The organism is Haladaptatus sp. HS23, assembly GCF_056892285.1.
In genome coordinates this window covers 24,644-45,704 of record NZ_JBXGLH010000007.1, presented here as the reverse complement: position 1 = coordinate 45,704, position 21,061 = coordinate 24,644, and the positions used below count along the sequence as shown (strand labels likewise).

The 21,061-nt window shown below is 59.7% G+C and carries 16 protein-coding genes and 1 pseudogene; 5 read left to right on the top strand and 12 right to left on the bottom strand.

The genetic code is table 11. From position 1 onward, the window contains the following. Positions 1–204 precede the first annotated feature (204 nt). From AC1XDK_RS18305 to AC1XDK_RS18285, 5 genes are all read right to left on the bottom strand, one after another. On the bottom strand, positions 205–1,449 hold the full coding sequence (locus AC1XDK_RS18305; RefSeq protein ID WP_483351408.1) for an orc1/cdc6 family replication initiation protein: 1,245 nt from the start codon (positions 1,447–1,449) through the stop codon (positions 205–207). Between the two features lie 1,599 nt (positions 1,450–3,048). Further along, complete coding sequence (locus AC1XDK_RS18300; protein ID WP_483351407.1) at positions 3,049–3,855, bottom strand: DUF8054 domain-containing protein; 807 nt, start codon at positions 3,853–3,855, stop codon at positions 3,049–3,051. Between the two features lie 190 nt (positions 3,856–4,045). Further along, the gene (locus AC1XDK_RS18295; RefSeq protein ID WP_483351406.1) at positions 4,046–5,644 is read right to left on the bottom strand and encodes a hybrid sensor histidine kinase/response regulator; all 1,599 of its coding nucleotides are present in this window, start codon (positions 5,642–5,644) and stop codon (positions 4,046–4,048) included. A gap of 143 nt (positions 5,645–5,787) precedes the next feature. Then, positions 5,788–6,510: a ThuA domain-containing protein gene (locus AC1XDK_RS18290; RefSeq protein WP_483351405.1), complete on the bottom strand. Its 723-nt coding sequence runs from the start codon at positions 6,508–6,510 to the stop codon at positions 5,788–5,790. Between the two features lie 97 nt (positions 6,511–6,607). Beyond that, on the bottom strand, positions 6,608–7,357 hold the full coding sequence (locus AC1XDK_RS18285) for a ferredoxin--NADP reductase (protein ID WP_483351404.1): 750 nt from the start codon (positions 7,355–7,357) through the stop codon (positions 6,608–6,610). Positions 7,358–7,452: 95 nt separating this feature from the next. Between AC1XDK_RS18285 and AC1XDK_RS18280 the strand changes: the two genes are divergently transcribed. Then, a complete protein-coding gene (locus AC1XDK_RS18280) occupies positions 7,453–7,824 on the top strand; it encodes a DUF4112 domain-containing protein (RefSeq protein WP_483351403.1) in 372 nt (123 codons plus the stop codon). On the opposite strand, the gene AC1XDK_RS18275 is transcribed toward AC1XDK_RS18280, so the two are convergent. Both AC1XDK_RS18275 and AC1XDK_RS18270 read right to left on the bottom strand, forming a co-directional pair. Then, positions 7,818–8,876 carry a TrmB family transcriptional regulator gene (locus tag AC1XDK_RS18275; RefSeq protein ID WP_483351644.1) on the bottom strand — a complete coding sequence of 353 codons (1,059 nt, stop codon included), beginning with the start codon at positions 8,874–8,876 and terminating at the stop codon, positions 7,818–7,820. The two genes, AC1XDK_RS18280 and AC1XDK_RS18275, sit on opposite strands and share 7 nt — an antisense overlap. A gap of 26 nt (positions 8,877–8,902) precedes the next feature. Further along, positions 8,903–11,023 (bottom strand): alpha-amylase family glycosyl hydrolase, encoded by a 2,121-nt coding sequence (locus tag AC1XDK_RS18270; protein WP_483351402.1) that lies wholly within the window; start codon positions 11,021–11,023, stop codon positions 8,903–8,905. Between the two features lie 105 nt (positions 11,024–11,128). Here AC1XDK_RS18270 and AC1XDK_RS18265 point away from each other — a divergent pair, with 105 nt between their 5' ends. After that, on the top strand, positions 11,129–13,174 hold the full coding sequence (locus tag AC1XDK_RS18265) for a DUF7997 domain-containing protein (RefSeq protein ID WP_483351401.1): 2,046 nt from the start codon (positions 11,129–11,131) through the stop codon (positions 13,172–13,174). Between the two features lie 26 nt (positions 13,175–13,200). Here AC1XDK_RS18265 and AC1XDK_RS18260 read toward each other — a convergent pair whose 3' ends face one another. Further along, positions 13,201–14,331, bottom strand: coding sequence for an ABC transporter ATP-binding protein (locus AC1XDK_RS18260; RefSeq protein ID WP_483351400.1), 1,131 nt, complete (start codon positions 14,329–14,331; stop codon positions 13,201–13,203). 191 nt (positions 14,332–14,522) lie between these two features. On the opposite strand from AC1XDK_RS18260, the gene AC1XDK_RS18255 reads away from it, so the two are divergent. From AC1XDK_RS18255 to AC1XDK_RS18245, 3 genes are read left to right on the top strand one after another with little or no spacing between them, the layout of a single operon-like run. Beyond that, positions 14,523–15,821 (top strand): extracellular solute-binding protein, encoded by a 1,299-nt coding sequence (locus tag AC1XDK_RS18255; RefSeq protein ID WP_483351399.1) that lies wholly within the window; start codon positions 14,523–14,525, stop codon positions 15,819–15,821. Positions 15,822–15,828: 7 nt separating this feature from the next. Continuing rightward, the gene (locus tag AC1XDK_RS18250; protein ID WP_483351398.1) at positions 15,829–16,821 is read left to right on the top strand and encodes a carbohydrate ABC transporter permease; all 993 of its coding nucleotides are present in this window, start codon (positions 15,829–15,831) and stop codon (positions 16,819–16,821) included. Next, positions 16,818–17,885 carry a sugar ABC transporter permease gene (locus tag AC1XDK_RS18245; protein ID WP_483351397.1) on the top strand — a complete coding sequence of 356 codons (1,068 nt, stop codon included), beginning with the start codon at positions 16,818–16,820 and terminating at the stop codon, positions 17,883–17,885. The genes AC1XDK_RS18250 and AC1XDK_RS18245 overlap by 4 nt, the downstream gene beginning before the upstream one ends. A 58-nt stretch (positions 17,886–17,943) precedes the next feature. Here AC1XDK_RS18245 and AC1XDK_RS18240 read toward each other — a convergent pair whose 3' ends face one another. From AC1XDK_RS18240 to AC1XDK_RS18225, 4 genes and pseudogenes are all read right to left on the bottom strand, one after another. Next, a complete protein-coding gene (locus tag AC1XDK_RS18240) occupies positions 17,944–18,165 on the bottom strand; it encodes a hypothetical protein (RefSeq protein ID WP_483351396.1) in 222 nt (73 codons plus the stop codon). A 71-nt stretch (positions 18,166–18,236) separates the two neighbouring features. Then, positions 18,237–18,880 (bottom strand): annotated as a pseudogene (locus tag AC1XDK_RS18235) (cyclase family protein). Positions 18,881–19,547: 667 nt separating this feature from the next. Next, on the bottom strand, positions 19,548–20,288 hold the full coding sequence (locus tag AC1XDK_RS18230; protein WP_483351395.1) for an HFX_2341 family transcriptional regulator domain-containing protein: 741 nt from the start codon (positions 20,286–20,288) through the stop codon (positions 19,548–19,550). Positions 20,289–20,393: 105 nt separating this feature from the next. Continuing rightward, on the bottom strand, positions 20,394–21,047 hold the full coding sequence (locus AC1XDK_RS18225) for a DUF7504 family protein (RefSeq protein WP_483351394.1): 654 nt from the start codon (positions 21,045–21,047) through the stop codon (positions 20,394–20,396). Positions 21,048–21,061: the final 14 nt, after the last annotated feature.

The window sequence follows — 21,061 nt, the reverse complement described above, 5'->3', positions numbered from 1 at the left end:
TGGCGTTAATTCGAATGTCGAAATAGGAGTGTAACAACGGAAATAATGGGGTTAGACGTGTCGAAACGGGAGAGTCACCCCCATTCAGTCGTGCGTTTTTCCGGTGTGTTTACCCTGAACGTTTTCCCCCTGCATTTACCCTAAACGTTTTTCCCGTGTATTTACCGCGTGCGCTTTTCTCAGCGTCCTTTTCTCTACCGTCCGTTACCCGTCCGTTCGTTCGTCGAGGAGCGACTGGTAGTACGGGCGGATGCTTTCGTGGACGCCGGCGAGTTCGATGGTCTCTTCGAGGGCACTCACCACGAGGTGGAGGTCCTGTTTGAGCGCGTGTTCGCGGTACTTCCCGCCGGACATTCCCTCGTTTTTCTCGGTCGAGGAGATGACGCCGAGCATCGCGAGGTCGGCGAGATGGTCGCGCATTCGTCTGCTCGTGAGCGCCTCGGTACCGATGTGGTTGCACAGCTGTTCGTACCGTGGGCGGATGTCCCGTGAGCGGGCGGGAGAGTTATCCTCCGCTTCGAGAGAAGTGAGCGCGTAGAGGATGAGACGTGCGTGCTGGGTGAGGTCCGCGACACCCTCCATGATTCGGTCGCGTTCGAGTTTCCGGCGCGCCTCCTGGACGTGATGGTCGACGACCTGCCCTTCCGCGTCCTTTCGCGCGAGGTCCCCGGCTTCGAGGAGCAGGTCCAACGCTTGCCGTGCGTCACCGGCGTCCTGTGCCCCATACGCCGCACAGAGCGGAATGACGTCCTCCGCGAGGGCGTTCTCGTGAAACGCGACCTGTTCACGCTGGGAAAGCACCTTCTGGAGCTCCGTCGCATCGTACGGCGGGAACGAGACTTCCTTTTCACAGAGCGAGGAACGGACTTTCGCCGAGAGGGAATCACGAAACGAGAGGTCGTTGCTGATACCGATGAGGCCGATTTTGGCGTGTTCGAGATAGCCGTTGCTCCGCGCGCGGGGGATTTGGTAGAGGATGGAGTTGTCGTTGATGTGGTCAACCTCGTCCAGCACGATGATGATGGTACCGTTGAGGAGGTCGAGTTCGTCCCAGAGAAAGCTGTACACTTGTGCCTGCGGGTAGCCCGTGTTGCTGATCTGATCCGCGGGGTCACGGAGCGTGTTGACGAGGCGAACCGCGACCTGATAACTCGAGTTCAGGCCGTCGCAGTTGATCTCGACGACGGAGAGGGAGATATCGTCGTACCGGGCGGCGTCTTCTTGAAGTTGGTTCAGGAGAAATCGGGTTGCAGCGGTTTTTCCGACCCCGCTTTTCCCGTACAGAAAGATGTTCGACGGCGCTTCTCCGTTGATTATCGGTTGGAGTGCAGCGTGGTACTCCTCGAGTTCGTCGTCCCGACCGACCAGATTGTTCGGCGTGTACTCCTCCAGGAGAGCGTCACGGTTCTTGTAAAGGGAATTATCCCGGTCGAAACTGAACGAAGTCATTATACAACGTATTCACAGTCGAGTATATAAAACTGGACCGTCCGCTGTTTCTTTTGTTCCGAACGATTTAATAATCACCGAGATTTGAGGCGGTGCATCGTTTCCGATGTTCGGGCGAAAGGGGAACGACGGGAAGTCATGGAGTGACGATGTAAAACGGAAGCTGAGAATGTAAAACGGAAACTAAGAATGCAACAATGGAGACGATCGTTCGAAGAACAGCGGAAACGGTGGGGGAGAGAAAGTAGTGTCGAGGGGTTAATTGCAGAGTAAAGTCAGCAAAAAGACGCTGAGAGCCCCAAATACAGTGGGTTGTCGAATCGCGGACGACGGAAAACGATGTCAACTGTTTATAAACACACACCCACCCCACTGTTTCCGGAGTCTTTAGGAATGGACGGTAGGGGGGTGTGGGAAACAGCTCTATAAAAGCGATAGATTTATATCCTAATTTGTCGAACAGTATCCGTATTGGGAACTAATACGTAGTTAACAACGTAATTAAACTAGAATCTAGTTGCTTCGATTCTCGTTCACTCGTCCGTTCGTTTATCCAATCACTTGTCTTCTTCATCAGTACTCTCGTCACTTCAGCAACGATATTCGTGTGCGTTACATTGCTTCTCTCAGAGAGTCTCGCCTTCCAGTTAGAACGGCTATAACACCCTTTTAGGGCGTTCCAGTGCGTTTTCTCCCATATTGATACCCCTCCATTTCCGCTGTTTTCCTCGGCTGGAAACTCGCTTTCTGAACACGAGCCTCGTACTTTCCGCGCCATAATCTGTCCTCGTTCACACCCGCCTCCTCACATCCACTTCTTCACCCCACCCACCCTTCCCCACCAAAACAGCGGAAATCATGGGGTGGGTGTCCACCCTTACCCATATATCTCCAAGGCCTCCGTCTCGGGATTCGTTCGCCAAACTTCGTCTATCCAACAGCGGAAACTGTGGGGTATGTAGAACCGTGTACGTCTACTCGATCTCGTTCTCTATCGACGTTTCTCGTTTTCGTTCGGACAGTTGTACCCCCTGAGGGTAACTCAATACTCGTGATCTGCCGATACTCATGACCCGTCAATACTCACGATCCATCGATACTCATGACCCAAAACGAGCACCGTATCAACGATGACAGCATTGAGAGCGACTGTATCGAGAGTGGACGAATACCAACACTACTCGTTCCAGCAGCGAGCACGCATCTCATCGTCGTCAACACCGACAACCACGCTCACGAGAACAGCGGAAACGGTGGGGTTGTGAAGAAATTTGCTCAAACGACGGAAACAACGGAAATCACGGGGTCACTTATACGTTGCTCGAAATTCGCTCGTCGTCGTTCGGAGTCGAAGACAGCGGAAATAGAGGAGTCAACAAAACATTCAATGAAAACGAACAGTGGTTGGTTAGTCTCTCTCGCGCACTCTATACCGTTATTTCTCGACACTACCCCGTGAAACTGAATGATCAGAATCGTCGTTTCGCTGCACAATAACAGCGGAAATAGTGGTGTGGTGTCCGTTACGGGTTCGGTAGAAATAGGTCTCGTAGAAATCAGATGCCGATACTCACAAACTCGCTGAGCAGTCGACTCGTCTTACTCCATTTGCTCGACTTCGAGGATACGCGCATTACACCCTTCACAGGTGGCCGCGACGACCTCTATCGACCGGCAGCAGGACTCTACCGTCTCCTGTTCTATCGTGATATCCTCGCCACATTCCGGACACGTATCGAGGAAGATGCGGAGGCCGCTAAGGATGCGACTCTGGTTGTCGATGGATAGTCGGTCCCACTGGTGGTATCTGTCGCTCAACTCTCGGGCAGCGGCGAGGTCAGCGATGAGCGAGGGACGCGACTCCCACTGTCCAAGCCGACGTCCATCGATTTTGGCGATGAAGGCGGAGTCGTGTTCTTCGAACTCCAACTCCGACTCGTCTGCGCCGAGAATCCGACTCAAGTCGCGCTTTTCCGCTCCTTCTTCCATGACACGCTCCATGTTCTCGTGCCACAGCGTTCGGAACTCCTCGTCGAGACAGAGGTCGTCCATCTCTTCGCAGGGTTCGACGACGTTTGCCTCGGCGAGAACCGCTTCCGGGTTGCGATCCGTCGCTTTCGGCTCTGCGGTCTGCAGTTCGTGTTTGTCGAAGCTGCGAAGCAACCTGTCGGGGAAGTACGTTTTGGTGAACCACGGTGTTCCGGGAACGAGATATCCGCGGAGGTAAATCGCGACTAAACTGAACACGAAGAACGCGACTCCGAGCGGTATCGCCAAGAAGGTCAGTACCGTACTGGCAACGACGGCGATGGCGACGTTCACCACCGTACATGGAATACAGCGATTCTCACCCGTGTACTCCGGTCGTCGGAATCGTTCCACAGTATCCGATAGTTCCGTACTCATTTCGTTCCTACCACTCAATTTCTCATTTATATATTTATGGATGGAATTTTAGCACTGAACAGAGACGACTGATCGACTTGAAACACCGACGATCGGCTTGAAATACCGATGACTGATTCGAAACGTCGGTCGTCGGGTCGATGGCCCACCGAAAACCGGACCGTCACTGGAAAACTGTCTTTCTCGCGAGCTAATCGACGGAGGAATTCGCTTCCTTGAGCCGAATCGTTACGACGCTGCCTCGTGGCTGGTTGGTTCCGAAACGAAGTTCTCCGCCGAACTTGCCGACGATCCAGTTCGTCAACCACAGCCCGAGTCCACTTCCGTGCTGAAGAGCGGTTTCCCGTCCTTCGATCAGCACCTCTCGTTCCCCCTCCGGAATTCCCGGCCCGTCGTCCGCGACGACGATTTTGACCCACTGATCCTCGTTCGTCTCGATGGTCGATACCGAAAGTGTCACCCTCGGTGTCCCGCGGTCGTTGTGTTTGATTGCGTTTTCGACGACTTCGTTGACTACCGTATCGAGGGTCCCGTCCCCATACACCCATACGCTCTCGGGGAGGTCTGCCGAGAGGTCAGCCATGGGATACGTTTCCCGAAGGTCCGAACACGTCCGCTGTATTAGTTCCGTAATTTCGATGGCTGCGCGCGCTCTACCCGGTTTGTCGAGCGTCCGCCCGACCTGGCGTGCTTTCTCGCTGACGTCTATCAGGTCGGTCGCTTTTCGTTTGATTATCCGTGCGCTTTTGGCTGCTTCCGGAACCGCCTCTATCAGATTGTCCGCGTGACCGAGAACCACGTTGAGGTCGTTTCGAAGGTTGTGACGGAGGATTCGATTGAACACTTGGAGGCGTTGTTCACGACGGAGTAACTCCTGTCGCGTCCGAACGGAGTTGATGGCGTACGCGATACTGTTTCCGAACTTCGAGAGAACGTGGCGTTCGGTCTCGTCGAACGCATATGGATGTCCGGAATAGAGGTTCAACACACCATACATGGTGTTTTCGTACTGAAGCGGAATCGTTGCGCTGGCGCGGTATCCTCGTTCGAGCGCCTTTCGTTGCCATTCTTCGCCCGTCGAATCGTTCCCCATATTCCGGATTATCTGAATCCGTCCGGTTTCGAGCGCGCGAGAGAGCGGTGCGTACTGCTGTCTCTCCACATCGTCGTGAAACACGTCGTCAAGGTAGCCCTCCTCGACTCCCGCGGAAACACGAGGAATGACCGTTCCGTCGTCGTTCGTCTTTCCTATCCAGACGAACCGATACGATTCGGACGCGGCGAGACGGTTACACACGGATTCGACTATCCTCTCGCGCGTCGAGGCTTCGTGGAGCGATTGGCTGATTCCCCAGATGAGTTCGTTGATGGCTATCTGTCGCCGGACCGTTTCCTCCGCGCGGCGGTGGGAGACGGTGTTTTCGATCCGATTTGCGAGGGAGACGAACTGCTGCTTCCCGGTTCCTTTCTTGAGGTAGTCGGTGACGCCGGCGGAGATCGCGTTACTCGCGGTCTTCTCGCTTCCACCCCCCGTCATGAGGATATAGGGCATCTTCGGCGCCGTCTCCCGCACCGCATCGAGGAGTTCGAGTCCGTCCATCCCCGGCATCTCGTAATCACTAACGACGCAGTCGAACCGTTCCTGTTCGAGACGGGTAAGCGCGTCCGTTGGGACGGTCTCCGTGTGGACGGTCGCATCGGGGAGTTCTTGTCGGATGATTTCCGATGCCACCGTTCCGAAGAACTTGTTGTCTTCGACATGGAGAACCCGTATCTGGCGACCTTCCATTTTACACTACAGGTCTCGTTTGTGACCAATATATAACTTTGTTCTCGTCTCGTAGGGTAAATTATATTGATCGTGGTTTCTGTTTTATCGACGGCTCCGTACTCGAAGCGCTCAATTCCGTGTTACCCGCCTTGTTGGCGGTGCTACTGCCGCTCGGGCGATTCCGGAACATTTCCGAAATCGGGCCGTGATTCGTTTCCGGACGAGGCCCACTCGACGGCGTTGCCCAGAATCCGTCGAATTTCCGGCTGGCAGTAAATCGGGTACGTCTCGTGGCCGGGACGGAAGTAGAAGATTCGTCCCGACCCTCGGCGGTAACAACATCCGCTTCGGAACACTTCGCCACCTTCGAACCAGCTGACGAAGACGAGTTCGTCGGGTGCTGGTACGTCGAATCGTTCGCCGTACATCTCGGCTTCCGGAACGACGACCTGTTCGTCGATACCTTCCGCGATGGGGTGACTCGGTTCGACGACCCACAACCGCTCCCGCTCGCCGTCTTCTCGCCACTTCAGGTCACAACTCGTCCCCATCAACCGCTTGAAAATCTTCGAGAAGTGACCCGAGTGGAGAACGAGGAGGCCCATCCCGTCGAGGACGTGCTGGTGTACCCGCTCGACCACCTCGTCCGCCACCTCGTCGTGGGCCATATGGCCCCACCACGTGAGGACGTCCGTCTCCGCGAGCACATCCTCCGTCAGACCGTGTTCGGGTTCGTCGAGCGTCGCCGTCTCGACCTCGAAACCCTGTTCCTCGAACGTCTCGGCGAGCACCGCGTGAATGCCGTCGGGATAACAATCCTTGTTCGCTTCGTCCTCGCGTTCGTGCCGGAATTCGTTCCACACCGTGATGCGCAGAGTGTCCATGTCTCGTGTCTCTCTCCCCATTCGATTGGCTGTTTCGGAACGTCATGCGATACCGTATCTGACTTCCCTCCTGAAATCTGACTCCCCCCTCCTGAAATCATTCCTCTGAAATCTCGTCTTCCTCCCACCCTTCGCTGTATATCTGCTCTTCGGGGACGCCGATGTCGCCGAGTCTCTCCTCGGTTTCGACGACCATACCGGGAACGCCACAGCAGTAGAAATCCGTCCTCTCGGGGTCGGAAACGACGTCCTCGATGTGTTCTTGGACGTGCCCCGTTCGGCCGCTCCAGTCCTCGTCGGAAAGCGAGTAGACCACCGTCAGGTCGTCGTGTTCGGCTTCGAGTTGGTCCAACGTCTCGCGATACATCACGTCTTCCTGTGATTTCTCGCCGTAGAGGAAGGTTGCGTGACCGTTTCCGTCCCGAAGGTACTGTTTCACCATCGCCATCATGGGGGTGATACCGGTCCCGGTGGAGACGAAAGCCACGTCGGTATCGAGGTCACGGAGGTAGAGGTTTCCGTCCAACTCCTCGATTTCGATGGTGTCTCCGGGGTCGCGGTCGTGCATGTACTCCGACGCCGTTCCGTCGTCGTAGCGCTTTATCGCCAACGTGATGCTGTCCGTTCCCGGCAACCCGGTCGCCGTGTATGGGCGAACGACCTCCTCGTCTTCGCTCTCTCCATCTTCACCTTCGCCCGCTCCCTCGTCGCTCCCGTCACCCTCGCGTTCGAAGTGAAGCCGGGTGTGTTGGCCGGGTTCATATTCGAACCGCTCGTCCGCGGCGAGTTCGAACTGCTTTACCCGTGGCGTCATCCGATGTATCGACGTGATTTCGACCTCGCGCATGGTTCCCCTGACGTGGGTGATTTCCCTAAATGAACTGGCTAGGTAAACCGGACTGCCGGAACACATAACCGGGTAAAGCCCCTGGATATATCCCGATGAACCCCGCCGACTTCCCTGAAGAGCTCCCCCGTGATAAGCGAAAATCCATGCAGCGGGTCCAGAAAGTGAGTCACCTCCTCGACGAGGCGTTTCGCGTTCCGGGAACCCAGTTCCGCGTCGGTCTTGACCCGATTCTCGGTCTGCTTCCGGTCGGTGGAGACCTCGCGTCCGCGCTCATCTCGCTGTACATCGCGTTCGAAGGCTACCGAATGGAGGTCCCGCGCCACGTCCTCGCTCGAATGCTCGCGAACGTCGCAATCGACACCTTCGGCGGGTCGGTGCCCGTCCTCGGTTCGATTTTCGACGCGACGTGGAAGGCGAACCGAAAGAATCGGAGCCTCCTCGAACGACATATCGACCGTTACTGAGCGAGTTCGAGCGTCACGTTCTCGGCTTCGAAATCCTCGACGAACGACCCGCTTCCGCCGACCGTCACCTCGCCGTCCTCTGTTTCGAGGACGAAGGCCGCTTCGACCGGGAACGCGTTGGACGCCGGTTCGAGCAGCGACTGACGAACGTCGACGATACTTCCTTCGACCGTCGTGGGGTCCGACTCCCCGCCGACGGGTCGGCCTCGCACGCGCGCGAGAATCTCGTTTCCTTCCCTGAGGTGGAGCGTCGCCTGTAACACCGCGGAGCGAAAGTCGTCGAACGTCTTCGGCAGCGCCACCGGTTCGGCCGCGTACACCTCGTTCGCCATCGGCCAGTAGTTGCCGAAGAACGACCCGACGAGGACCGGCACGAGCTGTTCCTGTGCGAACGTGATGGCCTGCTTGTCGCTGTTCGACCGGACTATCATTTCCGTCGGAGAGACGAGACCGAACTGCTTGTCCACCGTGAGCGTCGTCGGCATCGGTTCGCGCCACACCCGGACCGTGCTTGCGAGTCCCTCGAACTCCGACCCGTCCACGTCGTCCCTGTGGACGCCGCTCAGGACGAGCAAGACCAACACTCCCCGTTCGACCGCTTGTTCGAGTTCGCTCGCGACTTCGGGGAGGTGTTCGTACGGTATCGACAGCGTCACTTCTTCGTTCGCCGCGGCGAGCCTGTTCTGAATCCGTTTGATGACGGTGACGCGCGATTTGATGACCTCGAACTGGTCGGGTTCGCTGGTCGTCGACGAGTAGCGTTCGTCCAGCGCCGGTCGCATCGTCTCCACCCGGTCCGCGAGCGTACCGATGACCCCCTCCGGCGGGTTCGCCCGAATCATCGTCGGAACGACGTGGTCGTTCACCTCCACGAACCCGCGCTCCGCCAACTTCTCGCTGGTGCTGTAGACGTACCGCTTCGACACCCCAGCGTCGTCGGCGATTGTGCTTGCTTTGGCCTCGCCCTGTTCGAGAATCGCGAGATACGTATCGACTTCTTTCTCCGAGAGTCCGAACTGACGGAGGAGTTCTGAGAGCGTGCGGTCGTCCATTTCCTGACTCATGATTTATCGGGTATCTATTTACTTTCCTCGGTGATTCGAACCACCACGACGTCCGAAACGAGGAGTTCGGTCCCGACGGCCGTCCCGTCCTCGTTCCGCGTCACGGTCGGAACTGCCTCACCCGTCACGAGGTCCACCGTTTCGGTTCGCTCGCCGATTCGTACCGGCCGGTCCTGTTCCGAGAAGTTCAGCGCCACGACGACGCGTTCGGAGTTCGTTTCGCGGGCGAACGCCACGACGTCCGACGAACCGCTCTCCCATTCGACACGTTCGACCGTCCCTTCGCGGAGGACGGGAAGTTCCTCGCGTGCGGCGCTGAGCGAGCGATGGAACGCCGTCAATCCGTCGTCACCGTCCTCCCAGCACATCGTTCCCCGATACTCGGTCATACCGCGCTCCTGTCCGTAGTATATCATCGGCGCGCCGGGGAGTGTGAACGTCGCCGCCGCCGCGGCTTTGAGCGCCGCTCGACCGCACTCATCGCGGTAGCGCGATTCGTCGTGGTTCTCCACGTATCTGAGGTGGACCGCGCTGTCGGGGAACCCGACGTGCGCCGCATCCTCTATCGCGTCCAAGACGGCGGACGCGGGTTTCTCCCCGTTCCCGATTTCGCGCAAAGTGCCGTACAGCGTCGTGTCGTAGTGCATCGTGAACTCGCCCTCGTGGTAGTCCGGGTCGCGCGGAATCGTCTCGTCGAGGAGCAGGAAATCGTCGGGGACGCGGTCCGCGACTTCCTTCCAGAACTCGTGCGGGACGCCCCACGCCACGTCGCATCGGAATCCGTCCACGAGGCCCGCCCACTCGTCCACCACGTCGAGGAGGAACCGACGGACTGCGAGCGAATCGAAGTTGAAGTTCGGTATCCGTTCCCAGTTGAAGTAGCGCTGAGCTTTCGCTTCTCCCGTTTCCTCGTCATCCTCCCAGACGTACCAATCGCGGTACTCGGGCACTCCCGCCGCGCTCATCTGAAACGCCGGGTGGTCGCGCGAGGAGTGGTTGATGACGAGGTCGAAGATGACGCGAATCCCGGCGTCGTGGCAGGCCTCGACGAAGGATTCGAACTCGGAACGCGTGCCGAGGTCCTCGGCCGTCTCGAAGTAGTTCGTCGTGTGATAACCGTGGTCGGTCGGACTCCCTAAAATCGGCGTCAACCACACGCAGTCGGTCCCGAGCCATTCGAGATACGGTATCCGGCGCTCCAGTTCCGAAAACGTGGTATCGACCGTCTCCCCCGCGAACGACCGGACGAAAATCTCGTACACCGTCGACGACTCGGCCCACTCCGGCGGGTCGTTCGGGTGGTGGATTCGCGTTCGCGTCCCCTCGCTTCGCTCGGAATCACTCACGTTCCCACTTTGTGTCTCATTTGCGCGCTCGCCTTTCCCGCGAATCTCCGCGCAATCGGCGACGCTGTGGCGCTCACCGACTGCGACGGCGTGTAGCCGAATCCCGTCTCCGATTTCGTCGCGTGGGATTCGAACCGCCCGTTCGTGGTCGTCGACGTGACCGAGCAGTTCGTTGTCGGCATAGAACTCCACGGCGAGTTCGTCGTCCGCGAACTCGCTGTCGGGTGTCGACTTCGCGTCGGCAGTGACGACGACGGCTTCTGGCCCTCGCTCCGCGGTGAGTCGGACTGTAGGTCGCCCCGGTCCCGAAACCGTGAGCGTCCCCTGAACTTGCTCGGTGAGGTCGTCGTTCAGCAGGAACCCGTAGGGGTGTTCCCCCGGCGGAAGCTTCGTTTCGTACACGTACGCCCCGTCCTCGTAGGTCGGCCGGTCGCGGCCTACGAGTTGTTCGTTGAACGGACCCATGACGCAAACCGTCTCCAACTCCTCGTGCGGAATCGGGAGGTCTGACAACGGCAACTCGAACCGCGCGCTGCGGCGCTCGTCGGAAAACGCGCGAACGAGTCGTTCGTGCTCACCGTCGGGTGCGGTGAGGCGAAGTCGATAGACGCCCGGAACGTCGGGCGCGAAGTGGATAACCGAGGTGTCTCCCGCGACTGCGGAACTTCCCTCCGGTCGTTCTTCCACGTTCCAATCGTACTCCGGATTCGCATCAGGAACGGGGTCGCGTGGTGCGAGTTCCACCGACTTCCCGACCGTCGTGAACCGTGGGGGGCCTGCATCGTGCATGTTTCCCACGCCGCAGGGGAGATGTATCTATCTTGCGCTCTTCTGATAATCTGTGAAGGATTATTTCACCAAGCCTTTTATCATCCCTTCGCGTGGTCCTACCTGATGACGCTCCGCGACGCACTCTCCGACTTCAAACGCTACCGCGGGAACGCGACCCGTTTCCCCGGTGAACGCCGGACGACGACGGGCCGATTCTCCGGTCTCGACGCTCGTCTCGTCCACGTCGGCCCGCACGGGTCGCTCCGCGATTACTCCCTCCCGCTCTGCGGTCACTACGGCATCGACCGCTCCCGGTTCGGCATTCGGCGGGACGGGGACATCGTGTGGTTCGACGCCGTCGATTCGACACAACGGTATCACGGCGGAACCGGCCTCGTCGTCACCGAACACGAGGGGGAGGACTGGGCTGTGTCCCAGTACGACCTGACGCGTTCGGATTCCCACATCACGCATTTCGTGACGGACGGCGGGGGCCTCCCCGACGACGCCGAACTCGTCGCCTACTTCGGGTTCGCACCGGACGGTCGGGACGACAGAATCGGACAACTCCGCCACGGCGATGCGGTCGAAGTGTTCCACGCAGAGGAACACGACTACCTCGCCACAGCACCCGGTCCAACCCGAATCGACGGCCTCGTTCCCGCGAACTTCGAAACCCTCCTCTCGGACCGAGCGCAGGACGTTCCACCCGTGGGCGAGACCGGGCGATACGAGGAGAGCAGGTTGAGCGGCGAACTCGTCGTCTCGCTTGTGCTTGACGACGGGGCGACGCTCGTCTCCCTGCTCGCCAACCATGGCGAAACATCGCGCGAGGACGCGCTTTCCCGCGTTCGGGAACTCGCATCGAAGTACGACTCGCCCGAAGCGCTCCGCGCCGTCGCCGAGAAAGGGTCCCCCGAACGGGACCTCGATGCGACGCTCGATGCGCAAACGACGACCGCCGTTACGGACGATTTACGCGTCCTTTCGTTCCTCTCCGCGGACACCGGGGCGCGAATCGCTGGCCCTGATTTCGACCCGTTCTACCGCTACTCCGGTGGCTACGGCTACACGTGGTTCCGTGACGACGCCGAAATCTCGGGATTCCTGCTCGCGGCGGACGACCGTTTCGACCTCTCCCTGTCGGACTGGCACGACCGTAGCGCGCGCTTTTACTGTGAAACTCAACACGACGACGGTACGTGGCCACACCGGGTTTGGCCCCGAAACGGGACCATCGCGCCCGGATGGGCGAACGCCCGCGTCGAGGCCGGCGACGGTGCGGACTATCAGGCCGACCAAACGGGAAGCGTCATCGCGTTTCTCGCGAGGTACCTCCGGAAGCGGGACCTCGACTCGGACCTCGAACCGGCGGTTCGGGAGACGCTTCGCGAGGCACTCGACGGCCTCGACGACACGCTCGAACCCGACGGGTTGCCGATTCACTGCCAGAACGCGTGGGAGAACATGACCGGACGGTTCGCCCACACCGCGGCGACGTACCTCGAAGCGTACGCCGAACTCGCGCGCGCGCCGGTCGCGGACGACCTGCAAGAACGAGCGTTAGAGGGCGCGAACGCGGTTCTCGACGGCCTCGACGAGCTGTGGACGGGCGAGTTCTACGCCCTTCGACTCGTCGACGGCGAACGGGACGACCGCTTGGATTCCAGCGCGCTCGCGCTCGCCGCCGCACACCGCGCCGCCGCGTCGGTCGTCGACCTCGACGGGGAACAGGTCGACCGTCTCGTCTCCCACACGGAGGCCGTGCTGGACGGTCTCTGGCGCGACCCGGACGAAAGCCACATTCGCGGTCTGGCCCGATTCGACCGCGACAACTGGCGGGTTCGCGAACAGGAGGCTTCCAAAATCTGGACGGTTTCGACGGCGTGGGGTGCCAACGCCGCGAGCGAACTCTCTGCCCTGCTCTCGGCGCGCGAGGACAGCCGCGCCGAGGAGTTCTCGCGACGCTCTCATGACCTTCTTTCGCTCCTCCTGCCGGACGGACCGCTCTGTGAGGAGAGCGGCTATCTGCCGGAGCAGTTCTTCGACGCCGGCGTGCCCGATAGCGCGACGCCGCTCGGATGGCCGCACGCCATTCGGTTGGCGACGGTCGCATCGCTTCACGAACAGGACGCGCTGCAATCGTCCGAACGAGTCGCCGACCACTGAATCGAAAATCGAACCTCGAACCGGTTTCAGACCGACGCTCTGCCCGCCACTTTTCCCTTCTCGCCGACGACGGTGCCGCTCTCCCCGTCGAAGACGTGGATGTCGTCCTCCGAGAACGTGACTCGAATCGTCTCGCCGGGGGCCGGTTCCACGTCGGAATCGACCCGCGCGATGAAGTCCTCGGCCGCGTCGAGGTAGAGGTAGTTGTCGCTCCCGATGGGTTCGACGACTTCCACGGTGGTCGCGAGGACGTTCCCGTCCCCCTCGCTCGCCGGGAATATGTCCTCCGGGCGGACGCCGACTGTGAACTCGCCGTCGACGTCCCCGATTCGGTCGCCGAACGAGGCGGAGAGCCGACAGGAGAACGCGCCGTCGCTGTCGGTGAGAACGATGTCCTCGCCCTCACGGGTCGCGCGAACGTCGATGAAGTTCATGCTCGGCGAGCCGATGAAGCCGCCGACGAAGCGGTTCGTCGGCCGGTCGTACACGTCGGTCGGCGCGCCCATCTGCTGGAGTTCACCGTCGCGCAGGATGACGATGCGGTCGCCCATCGTCATCGCCTCCTCCTGGTCGTGGGTGACGTACACGGACGTGATTTCGAGTTCCTGTTGAATCCGCTGGATTTCGGTGCGCATCGTGGTCCGGAGTTTGGCGTCGAGGTTCGATAGCGGTTCGTCGAAGAGGAAGATGTCGGGTTCACGAACGATGGCGCGCCCGAGAGCGACGCGCTGTTTCTGCCCGCCGGATAACTCGTCCGGTTTGTCCGAGAGCAGGTCCTCGATACCCATCATCTCGGCGGCCTCGTACACCCGTTCGTGGCGCTCCTGCTTCGAGAGGTCGGTACTCATCCGGAGGCCGAATCCCATGTTCTCCTCGACCGTCTTGTGGGGATAGAGCGCGTAGTTCTGGAACACCATCGCCACGTCGCGGTTTTTCGCGTGTACGTCGGTCACGTCCTCGTCGCCGATGTAGATGCGGCCGCTGGTGGCGCTTTCCAGACCGGCTATCATGCGGAGGGTCGTCGTCTTCCCGCACCCGGACGGGCCGACGAGGGTGACGAACTCGCCGTCCTCGATGTCGAGGTCGAGGCCGTCGACCGCGACTATCTGCCCGCGGTCGAACTCCTTTCTGAGGGACTCCAGTCGAAGCTTTGCCATTACTCGTGTGGTGTCGTACCACGGTAAAGTTCTTTCCCATCGAGCCAAATCTGTGACGGAATTTTTCATACTACTTTCTCAACCGGTGAATTCTCCCCTTTCATCCGTTTTCTCGAATATGTCGATAGGAAAACGACACGAAAATCCCTAAGGATTAAATACGTGAAGTCATATTTCATAACGGATAACAAATGTCGTACCCACGACGGAAATTCCTACAGACAGGCGGCGCACTGGCCGGAATCACCCTTGCAGGTTGCATCAGCGTCAACGACGATGGAAAGGACGCGGGCGGCGAGGAGACGTCCAACGGTGGCGGCGGTGACGGAAACGACGGTGGCAATGGTGACAACGGCGGTAACGACGGGACGAACGGCGGGACCGCACAACTCTGGCACGCTCGCTCCGAGGGGCCGAAAAAGAGCCTCGAAGCGAACGTGAAGGCGTTTCAGGACGAGACGGGCAACTCGATAAAACTCTCCGAAATCTCGGACCTCCAGAAGACCATCGAGAACAAACTCCCCGCCGGGAAAGGTCCACACCTCTTCCAGTGGGCCCACGACTGGATCGGCGAGTACCAGATGGCGGGTCTGCTTTCCGACCAGAGCGACAACCTCTCCGTCGACCCCGAATCGACGTACACCAGCGCGGCGGCACAGGCGGTTCAGTTCAACGGCGAAACGCTCGGCCTGCCCTACGCCGCGGAAACGGTCGCGCTCCTGTACAACAAGGATATGGTGGACGAACCGCCGGAGACGGTGAGCGAGATGCAGTCGGTCATGGAGGACCACCACGACCCGTCCAACGGGAAGTACGGCCTCTCCTTCCCCATCGACCCCTACTTCATCAGCGGTTACGTCCAGTCGTTCGGCGGGTTCTACTACGACGAGAAGAAGGACGAACTCGGCCTCACGAAACCGGAGACGCTCAAAGGCTTCCGCTTCGTGCGCGACGAACTGGCGAAATACTCGCCGCGGGACCAGAAGTACGACCCACAGGCAGCGGTGTTCAACGAGGGTAACGCACCGTTCGCCATCAACGGTCCGTGGTACCTCGGAACCGTTCGTGACGCCGGACTCGATGTCGGCGTCGCGCCGCTGCCGAAGCCGAAAGGCGGTAAGCCGAACCCGTACACCGGCGTCAAGATGTGGTACTTCGCCAAGAAGATGAACGGAGGCGGAAAGAGCGCAAAAGCCGGGCGGAAGTTCACGGAGTGGCACACGACGAACACCGACCTCCTCCTCGACCTCGCCAAGGAACACGGGTTCATCCCGGTTCACAAGGACCTCGCGGGAAGCGACGACCTCCCGGCGGCGGTGAAAGGCTTCTCCGAGTCCGTCGCCATGGGCGAACCCATGCCGACCGCCCCGCACATGAACAAGGTGTGGGACCCGGTGAAAAACGCCTTCCTCAAGGTGCTTAAGGGCAAACAGGACGCCAAGCCCGCGTTCGAATCCGCGGAAAAGACCATCAAACAGAACTGGGAATAAGGTCGAAATGAGTATACGCTCGACGTTCACACGCGGCGCGCAAGCGCTGGGGAACCCCGTGTTCGACCGGGACGACCTGCCCTTGTTACTGATACTGCCGGGGCTGTTCCTGTTCTTGGCGTTCATGTTCTACCCCATCCTCTACTCGGTGTTCCTGTCCATGACGGACGCGACGAACCTGACGCTGTTCACGAACAGTTTCTCGTTCGTCGGCTTCGAGAACTACGAGAACGTGCTGTTCGGCGCGCCGCACTTCAAATTGATCCTCTTCGGGACCAGCACCACCCTCCCGCTCAACGAGGGATTTTGGAACTCGATGGGCGTCTCGTGGCTGTTCGTCGTCACGAGCGTGTCGCTCAAAATCGTGCTGAGCATCGGTATCGCGCTCGTGCTGACCAACCCCTACGTCATCGGTCGGCGCTACATGCGCTCGGTCATCATCGTTCCGATGGGGCTTCCCACCATCTTCACCATCACCGTCTGGCGCGGTATCTTCAGCAATGCCCGGTACGGATTGGCGAATCAGGTGTTGAAGGGTATGCACATCCAGCCGATTCTGTGGCTCGACCAGCGGTGGACCGCGTTTCTGGCCTACAACGTCACCGAGACGTGGTTGGCCTACCCGTTCATGGTCATCATCATCGTGAGCGCGTTACAGGACGTTCCCGAGGAACTTCACGACGCGGCGATGGTGGACGGTGCTGGCTTCCTGAACCGATTCTTGCACGTTACGCTTCCGTCAATCAAGCGCCCCGTCCTCTTCGCGTCGATTCTGACGGCGGCGGCGTCGTTCCAGCAGTTCCTCATCCCGTACGTGATGAACAAGGGCGGGCCGCTTCGACAGAACGAACTCCTCATCGTGTACGGTTACCGTGAGGCGTTCCGCTTCGACAAGTACGGCAAGGGGGCCGCCATCATGACCGCGACGCTCATCGTCATCAGCGGCTTCATGGTCCTGAACGTCAAACGCGGCCGTCTCGCGGAGGGGGTGAACGAATGAGCGGCGGTGTCCTCGGCGGATTCGCGGACGACGTTCGGAACGCGCTCGGCGCGCCCGGACGCGCCGTCGAATCGGTCCGGTACACCGTGGTCGGCCTCCGAACCGGCGAGGTGTCGGGGCGCATCGTGGCGGCGAAACTCGTCGCCACTGCGCTCGCGTTGGTGATGGTCGGGGTGCTGTTGTTCCCCATCTACTGGATTTTCCTCGCCTCGCTCTCCGGGACCGGCGGGTCGCTCTACAGTACGAGCGGCATCCGACTTCTCCCGAAGAAACCCTCGTTGGACGCGTATCTGTGGGTTCTCGGCGGCATGGAAGTTCCGAGCTACGACATCGCCGTCCACCTGTTCGGAACGGAAATCGCGCTGCACACGCCCGGCATCTCAACCACGGTGAACTGCGCTCGCTTCGGCGGGTGTTCGGACTTCCCGCTGTTCCTCTGGAACAGTTTCACCGTCGCGGTCCCGACCGTCATCCTGACGATGGCGATAGTGATTCCGGCGGCGTACGCGCTCTCGCGCCGGAAATTCCTCTTCCGGTCGAAGGTGCTCTATCTGTACGTCCTGTTCACGCAGGTCGGCGGCGGACTCGGCGTCGCGGCGCTCATCGCGCTGTACGCCACGTTCGTCCAGTTCGGACTCGACAACAGCAAACTCGCGCTTGCGGCCTACTATGCCGCGACGGCCGTCCCGTTCAACACGTGGCTGTTGAAGACCTACATGGACAACATCCCGACGTCCTACGAGGAGGCGGCGATGATGGACGGCGCGCCCTCGTGGCGCATCGTCTGGGAAATCATAATCCCGCTGTCGAAGGCGGGGTTAGCGACGGTCTTCGTCTTCAGTTTCCTCGCCGGATGGACGGAGTTCATCGTCGCCCAACTGCTGCTCGATACGAGCAAGTACACGCTTCCCGTCGGCCTGTACAGTCTCGTCGGGAAGTACTCGACGCCGTGGGCACGCTTCTCGGCCTTCGCCCTGACCTTCGCGACGCCCATCGTCCTCGTGTATCTGTTCGCCCAGCGCTACATCGAGAGCGGGCTTTCGTTCGGCGGTATGGAAGGCTGACGGCGGGAGCGGTCGCGAGCGGTTCGCGAAGGAATTCGAAGGGACGGATTCCTTCCGATTACTCGATTTCCGCGTCCTCGGTATTCGTGTCGTCTTCGTCGCGGATTTCCCTCCATTGCACGAGAAAGAAGGAGAACACGGTCCACACACCGAAAAAGAACATCGACGTGCCGAGCGCTTTCGCTCCCGTCACTCCGACCGCAATGGTCCCGAGAAACGCGGCACAGACGAACAACAGGAAGACGAGAAGGTCCAGTCGGATTCGGAGAGCGTCGTCCATGAATTCCGATATTTTCGGCCAGAAATCAACCTGTCGATTCGCCAGTTCGTCGCGGTTCCGCTCCGTTCTTTCTATTCTTCGAACTCCGCAACCGCCCGAACGGGCGCTCCGTCCGCGTTTTCCACGGATTGCGGAAACGCCGAAAGCCGGAACCGCCGGGGAAGGTCGTCGAGGTTCGTCAGGTTCTCCACGATGAGGTGGTCGGTGCCGAGGAGTTCGTGGTGGGCGGGTACGCCCGCCGGTTCGTCGTCCCGTGCGTTCTCGGTCGGCGTGGGGTCCACGTTGAGGGCGTCGATGGCGACGTGATAGTCGTGGTCGGCACACCACGCCGCCGCGTCGGCCGTGAGATACGGGTGGTCGAAGTAGGCGTCGGTACCCCAGTGAGCGTCCCATCCGGTGTGGAAGACGAGCAGGTCGTCGTCCGTGGAGTCCGGTAGGTCACTCCCGTCTATCGGCTCGCGCGGCGTTTTTCCGCGCACATCGACGCGAAGGGCATGAACGCGAACGTCTCGACGGGAAACGAATCGAGGGTCCGGCCACCGGGTTCGGTGTGACAGGGCGCATCGACGTGGGTCCCGCTGTGGGTTCCCAATTCGAGTCGGGTGACGCGATAGCCATCCTCCTCGTGTGTCGCGTGTTGAACGCGCTCGACTTGTGGGTCGCCGGGGTACACCGTGGTCGTTGTTATCACCGGTTGGGTACAATCGCGGAGCATCCTCGTTCGATCGAGAGGTGGCTAAACCAAAGTCCCGTCGTTCGGGAAGTCCTCTTAAACCCTTGTATAGCTACCACCTACCGTTCGATTTTGGATCAATCGATTCGATAGAAATATACTCTTCGGATAGCTATATGACAACGCGCGCATTAGTGGTTCTAATCTGACAAAAATTTCGACCGGAACATCGGGTCTCGACGGGATTCTTCGTGGGGGATTCATCGCGGAACGCAGCTATCTCCTCGCGGACTGATGGAATACATTCGCATGAACCGTTAGCTCGGATTTCCCTATTATGGCGATAGAACGCCTCTATCACGCCACTAGTTTCGACGTGAGTGTACACGGACTCTTCAGCGTCGTCTGATTGCCGAACGTTGTGGAGGAAGAATGGAGGGGATGACGATCGTTCGCGTCCCACCAGTGCTGAGAGCGGCAGGGGGGCGGGTAGTGAGGGCCGAAGCGTGGTCGTCGGGGAAACGACCATCGGGGTGGTGGGTCGCTACGTCGTCATCGTTTAGTCGTACTCCGAGTGGGTAATTCAGTACTACCATAGTACTATCGATAGTTTCAAAACTCTCTATACTATCAATACTCATCATCCAGTTTCTACTCTCATTCCTGTTTTAACGTTTAGCACTATCTCCCCGTCGGTTGATTTCCGTCCTTACAGTTTGTGCCGAAACGCGTGGAGTACGTCGTGTCCCGTCTCGGTCAGCGTCACCTGCTTCTGTCGTCCGACCTTTCGTACCTCGATGTAACCGTCCCGTTCGAGTGGGTCCACGATGTTCGCGTTCAGCAGGGCGAACTTCGCCTTGTCGTTCGCCGGGTTGCTGTCGGCGATGTACGACAAACCCTCGTCCTCGGAGTAGCCGATGAGGTCCTTTTTCTTCGGCGTGTACACGTCCGTATCCGCTTCTTCGAGGTAGTTCATCACCGACACTTGGTCGTGGGTCGGCGATTCGATGGGATACGTCGGAACTACCTCCTCGCCGACGTACCCGTAGCTCTGACGCTCGTCCCTGTCCGCGTGCGCATATCCCTCGGGATGGACGTAGTACGCCGTCGCGTCGGTCGCCATACAAGCGATTGCCGCACCGACCGCGGAGAGTTTCGACCCGCTCGCGACGTTCACCCGAACGATGTCGTCTTCGTGTTCGGAGACGAGCGTGGTGACGATTCCCAACACGTCGTAGATGTCCATCAAATCCGCCGTCCGTGACCGGACCTCGATACCCTCCGCTTCGAGTTCCTCTTTGAGCGCCTCGTGATAGTCGGGACGCTCCGACGCCGGTCCATCGTGTTCGAGGAGATAGAGGATATCGACCCCGTGTTGCTTGACGGGACCCAAAATTCGGTCGTACTCGAAGCCGAGCGGAGCGATGTGTACCTCGTCGATGGATTGCATAGCGAACCCGTTCGCGTGCGACCCGTTAAAACCGCTAGATTTTCACCGTAGACTCCGTCGTTGGGGGAAGAACAGCGTTACGAACTCCATTTGGGCTCCGGCGCGTTACAGCCGTACCCAGATAGTCGTCTTACCGAACGCGGGGACGTGCCACCGCTGTTCGGGTGGCTGACCGGGTTCTTTCCGGAGTTCGATTCGCGCATCGAACAGCGGCGAAAGCGTCTCGACGAGCGGGTCATCGTCCGGTTTCGGAAGGTGATAGTGGGCCATTCCCTTGTGTTCGACGACGATTTCGGCCGTCCCGTCGAGAAATCGCTCGATAGAATCGGGGTCCTCCTCGGCACCCAAATCGACTCCGACTCGGAGTTCCGAGGGCCCGAGTTCGCCGAACGTGTCGTCGTAGAACTCCGCCGCGGTGGCGATTTCACGCCGGACCGAATCCAAATCGCCGGGATTCTCCATCGACTCTGTGTCCGGAGTGCTCGCTGGAACCGAGCGCTCCTCATCGGCCCGTTTGACGACCCACAAACGGTCCCCGTCGGGCGAAAGCGACTCCGGAATCCGACTGGTCGCATCGAGGAGTGCGAGAACTCGATACCGCCGACTGCCCTGCCCGAACAGCGTTTGCGTCGCCCGTGCCGTAACGTCATGGGGGACGTTTCCCGTGATGAGCAGGTTGCTCCCCCGTTCCTTGAGTTCGTGCAGATAGCGTGCGAACTCGTGTGGGGAGTCGGCGAATCGAGGCCGGCCGGAACTCATGTTATATCAAACTA

What these genes read in the sequence shown, in the direction of transcription:
- AC1XDK_RS18305 (WP_483351408.1), bottom strand. Translation starts at nt 1,449, where the DNA reads ATGACTTCGTTCAGTTTCGACCGGGATAATTCCCTTTACAAGAACCGT.
- AC1XDK_RS18300 (WP_483351407.1), bottom strand. Translation starts at nt 3,855, where the DNA reads ATGAGTACGGAACTATCGGATACTGTGGAACGATTCCGACGACCGGAG.
- AC1XDK_RS18295 (WP_483351406.1), bottom strand. Translation starts at nt 5,644, where the DNA reads ATGGAAGGTCGCCAGATACGGGTTCTCCATGTCGAAGACAACAAGTTC.
- AC1XDK_RS18290 (WP_483351405.1), bottom strand. Translation starts at nt 6,510, where the DNA reads ATGGACACTCTGCGCATCACGGTGTGGAACGAATTCCGGCACGAACGC.
- AC1XDK_RS18285 (WP_483351404.1), bottom strand. Translation starts at nt 7,357, where the DNA reads ATGCGCGAGGTCGAAATCACGTCGATACATCGGATGACGCCACGGGTA.
- AC1XDK_RS18280 (WP_483351403.1), top strand. Translation starts at nt 7,453, where the DNA reads ATGAACCCCGCCGACTTCCCTGAAGAGCTCCCCCGTGATAAGCGAAAA.
- AC1XDK_RS18275 (WP_483351644.1), bottom strand. Translation starts at nt 8,876, where the DNA reads ATGGACGACCGCACGCTCTCAGAACTCCTCCGTCAGTTCGGACTCTCG.
- AC1XDK_RS18270 (WP_483351402.1), bottom strand. Translation starts at nt 11,023, where the DNA reads ATGCACGATGCAGGCCCCCCACGGTTCACGACGGTCGGGAAGTCGGTG.
- AC1XDK_RS18265 (WP_483351401.1), top strand. Translation starts at nt 11,129, where the DNA reads ATGACGCTCCGCGACGCACTCTCCGACTTCAAACGCTACCGCGGGAAC.
- AC1XDK_RS18260 (WP_483351400.1), bottom strand. Translation starts at nt 14,331, where the DNA reads ATGGCAAAGCTTCGACTGGAGTCCCTCAGAAAGGAGTTCGACCGCGGG.
- AC1XDK_RS18255 (WP_483351399.1), top strand. Translation starts at nt 14,523, where the DNA reads ATGTCGTACCCACGACGGAAATTCCTACAGACAGGCGGCGCACTGGCC.
- AC1XDK_RS18250 (WP_483351398.1), top strand. Translation starts at nt 15,829, where the DNA reads ATGAGTATACGCTCGACGTTCACACGCGGCGCGCAAGCGCTGGGGAAC.
- AC1XDK_RS18245 (WP_483351397.1), top strand. Translation starts at nt 16,818, where the DNA reads ATGAGCGGCGGTGTCCTCGGCGGATTCGCGGACGACGTTCGGAACGCG.
- AC1XDK_RS18240 (WP_483351396.1), bottom strand. Translation starts at nt 18,165, where the DNA reads ATGGACGACGCTCTCCGAATCCGACTGGACCTTCTCGTCTTCCTGTTG.
- AC1XDK_RS18230 (WP_483351395.1), bottom strand. Translation starts at nt 20,288, where the DNA reads ATGCAATCCATCGACGAGGTACACATCGCTCCGCTCGGCTTCGAGTAC.
- AC1XDK_RS18225 (WP_483351394.1), bottom strand. Translation starts at nt 21,047, where the DNA reads ATGAGTTCCGGCCGGCCTCGATTCGCCGACTCCCCACACGAGTTCGCA.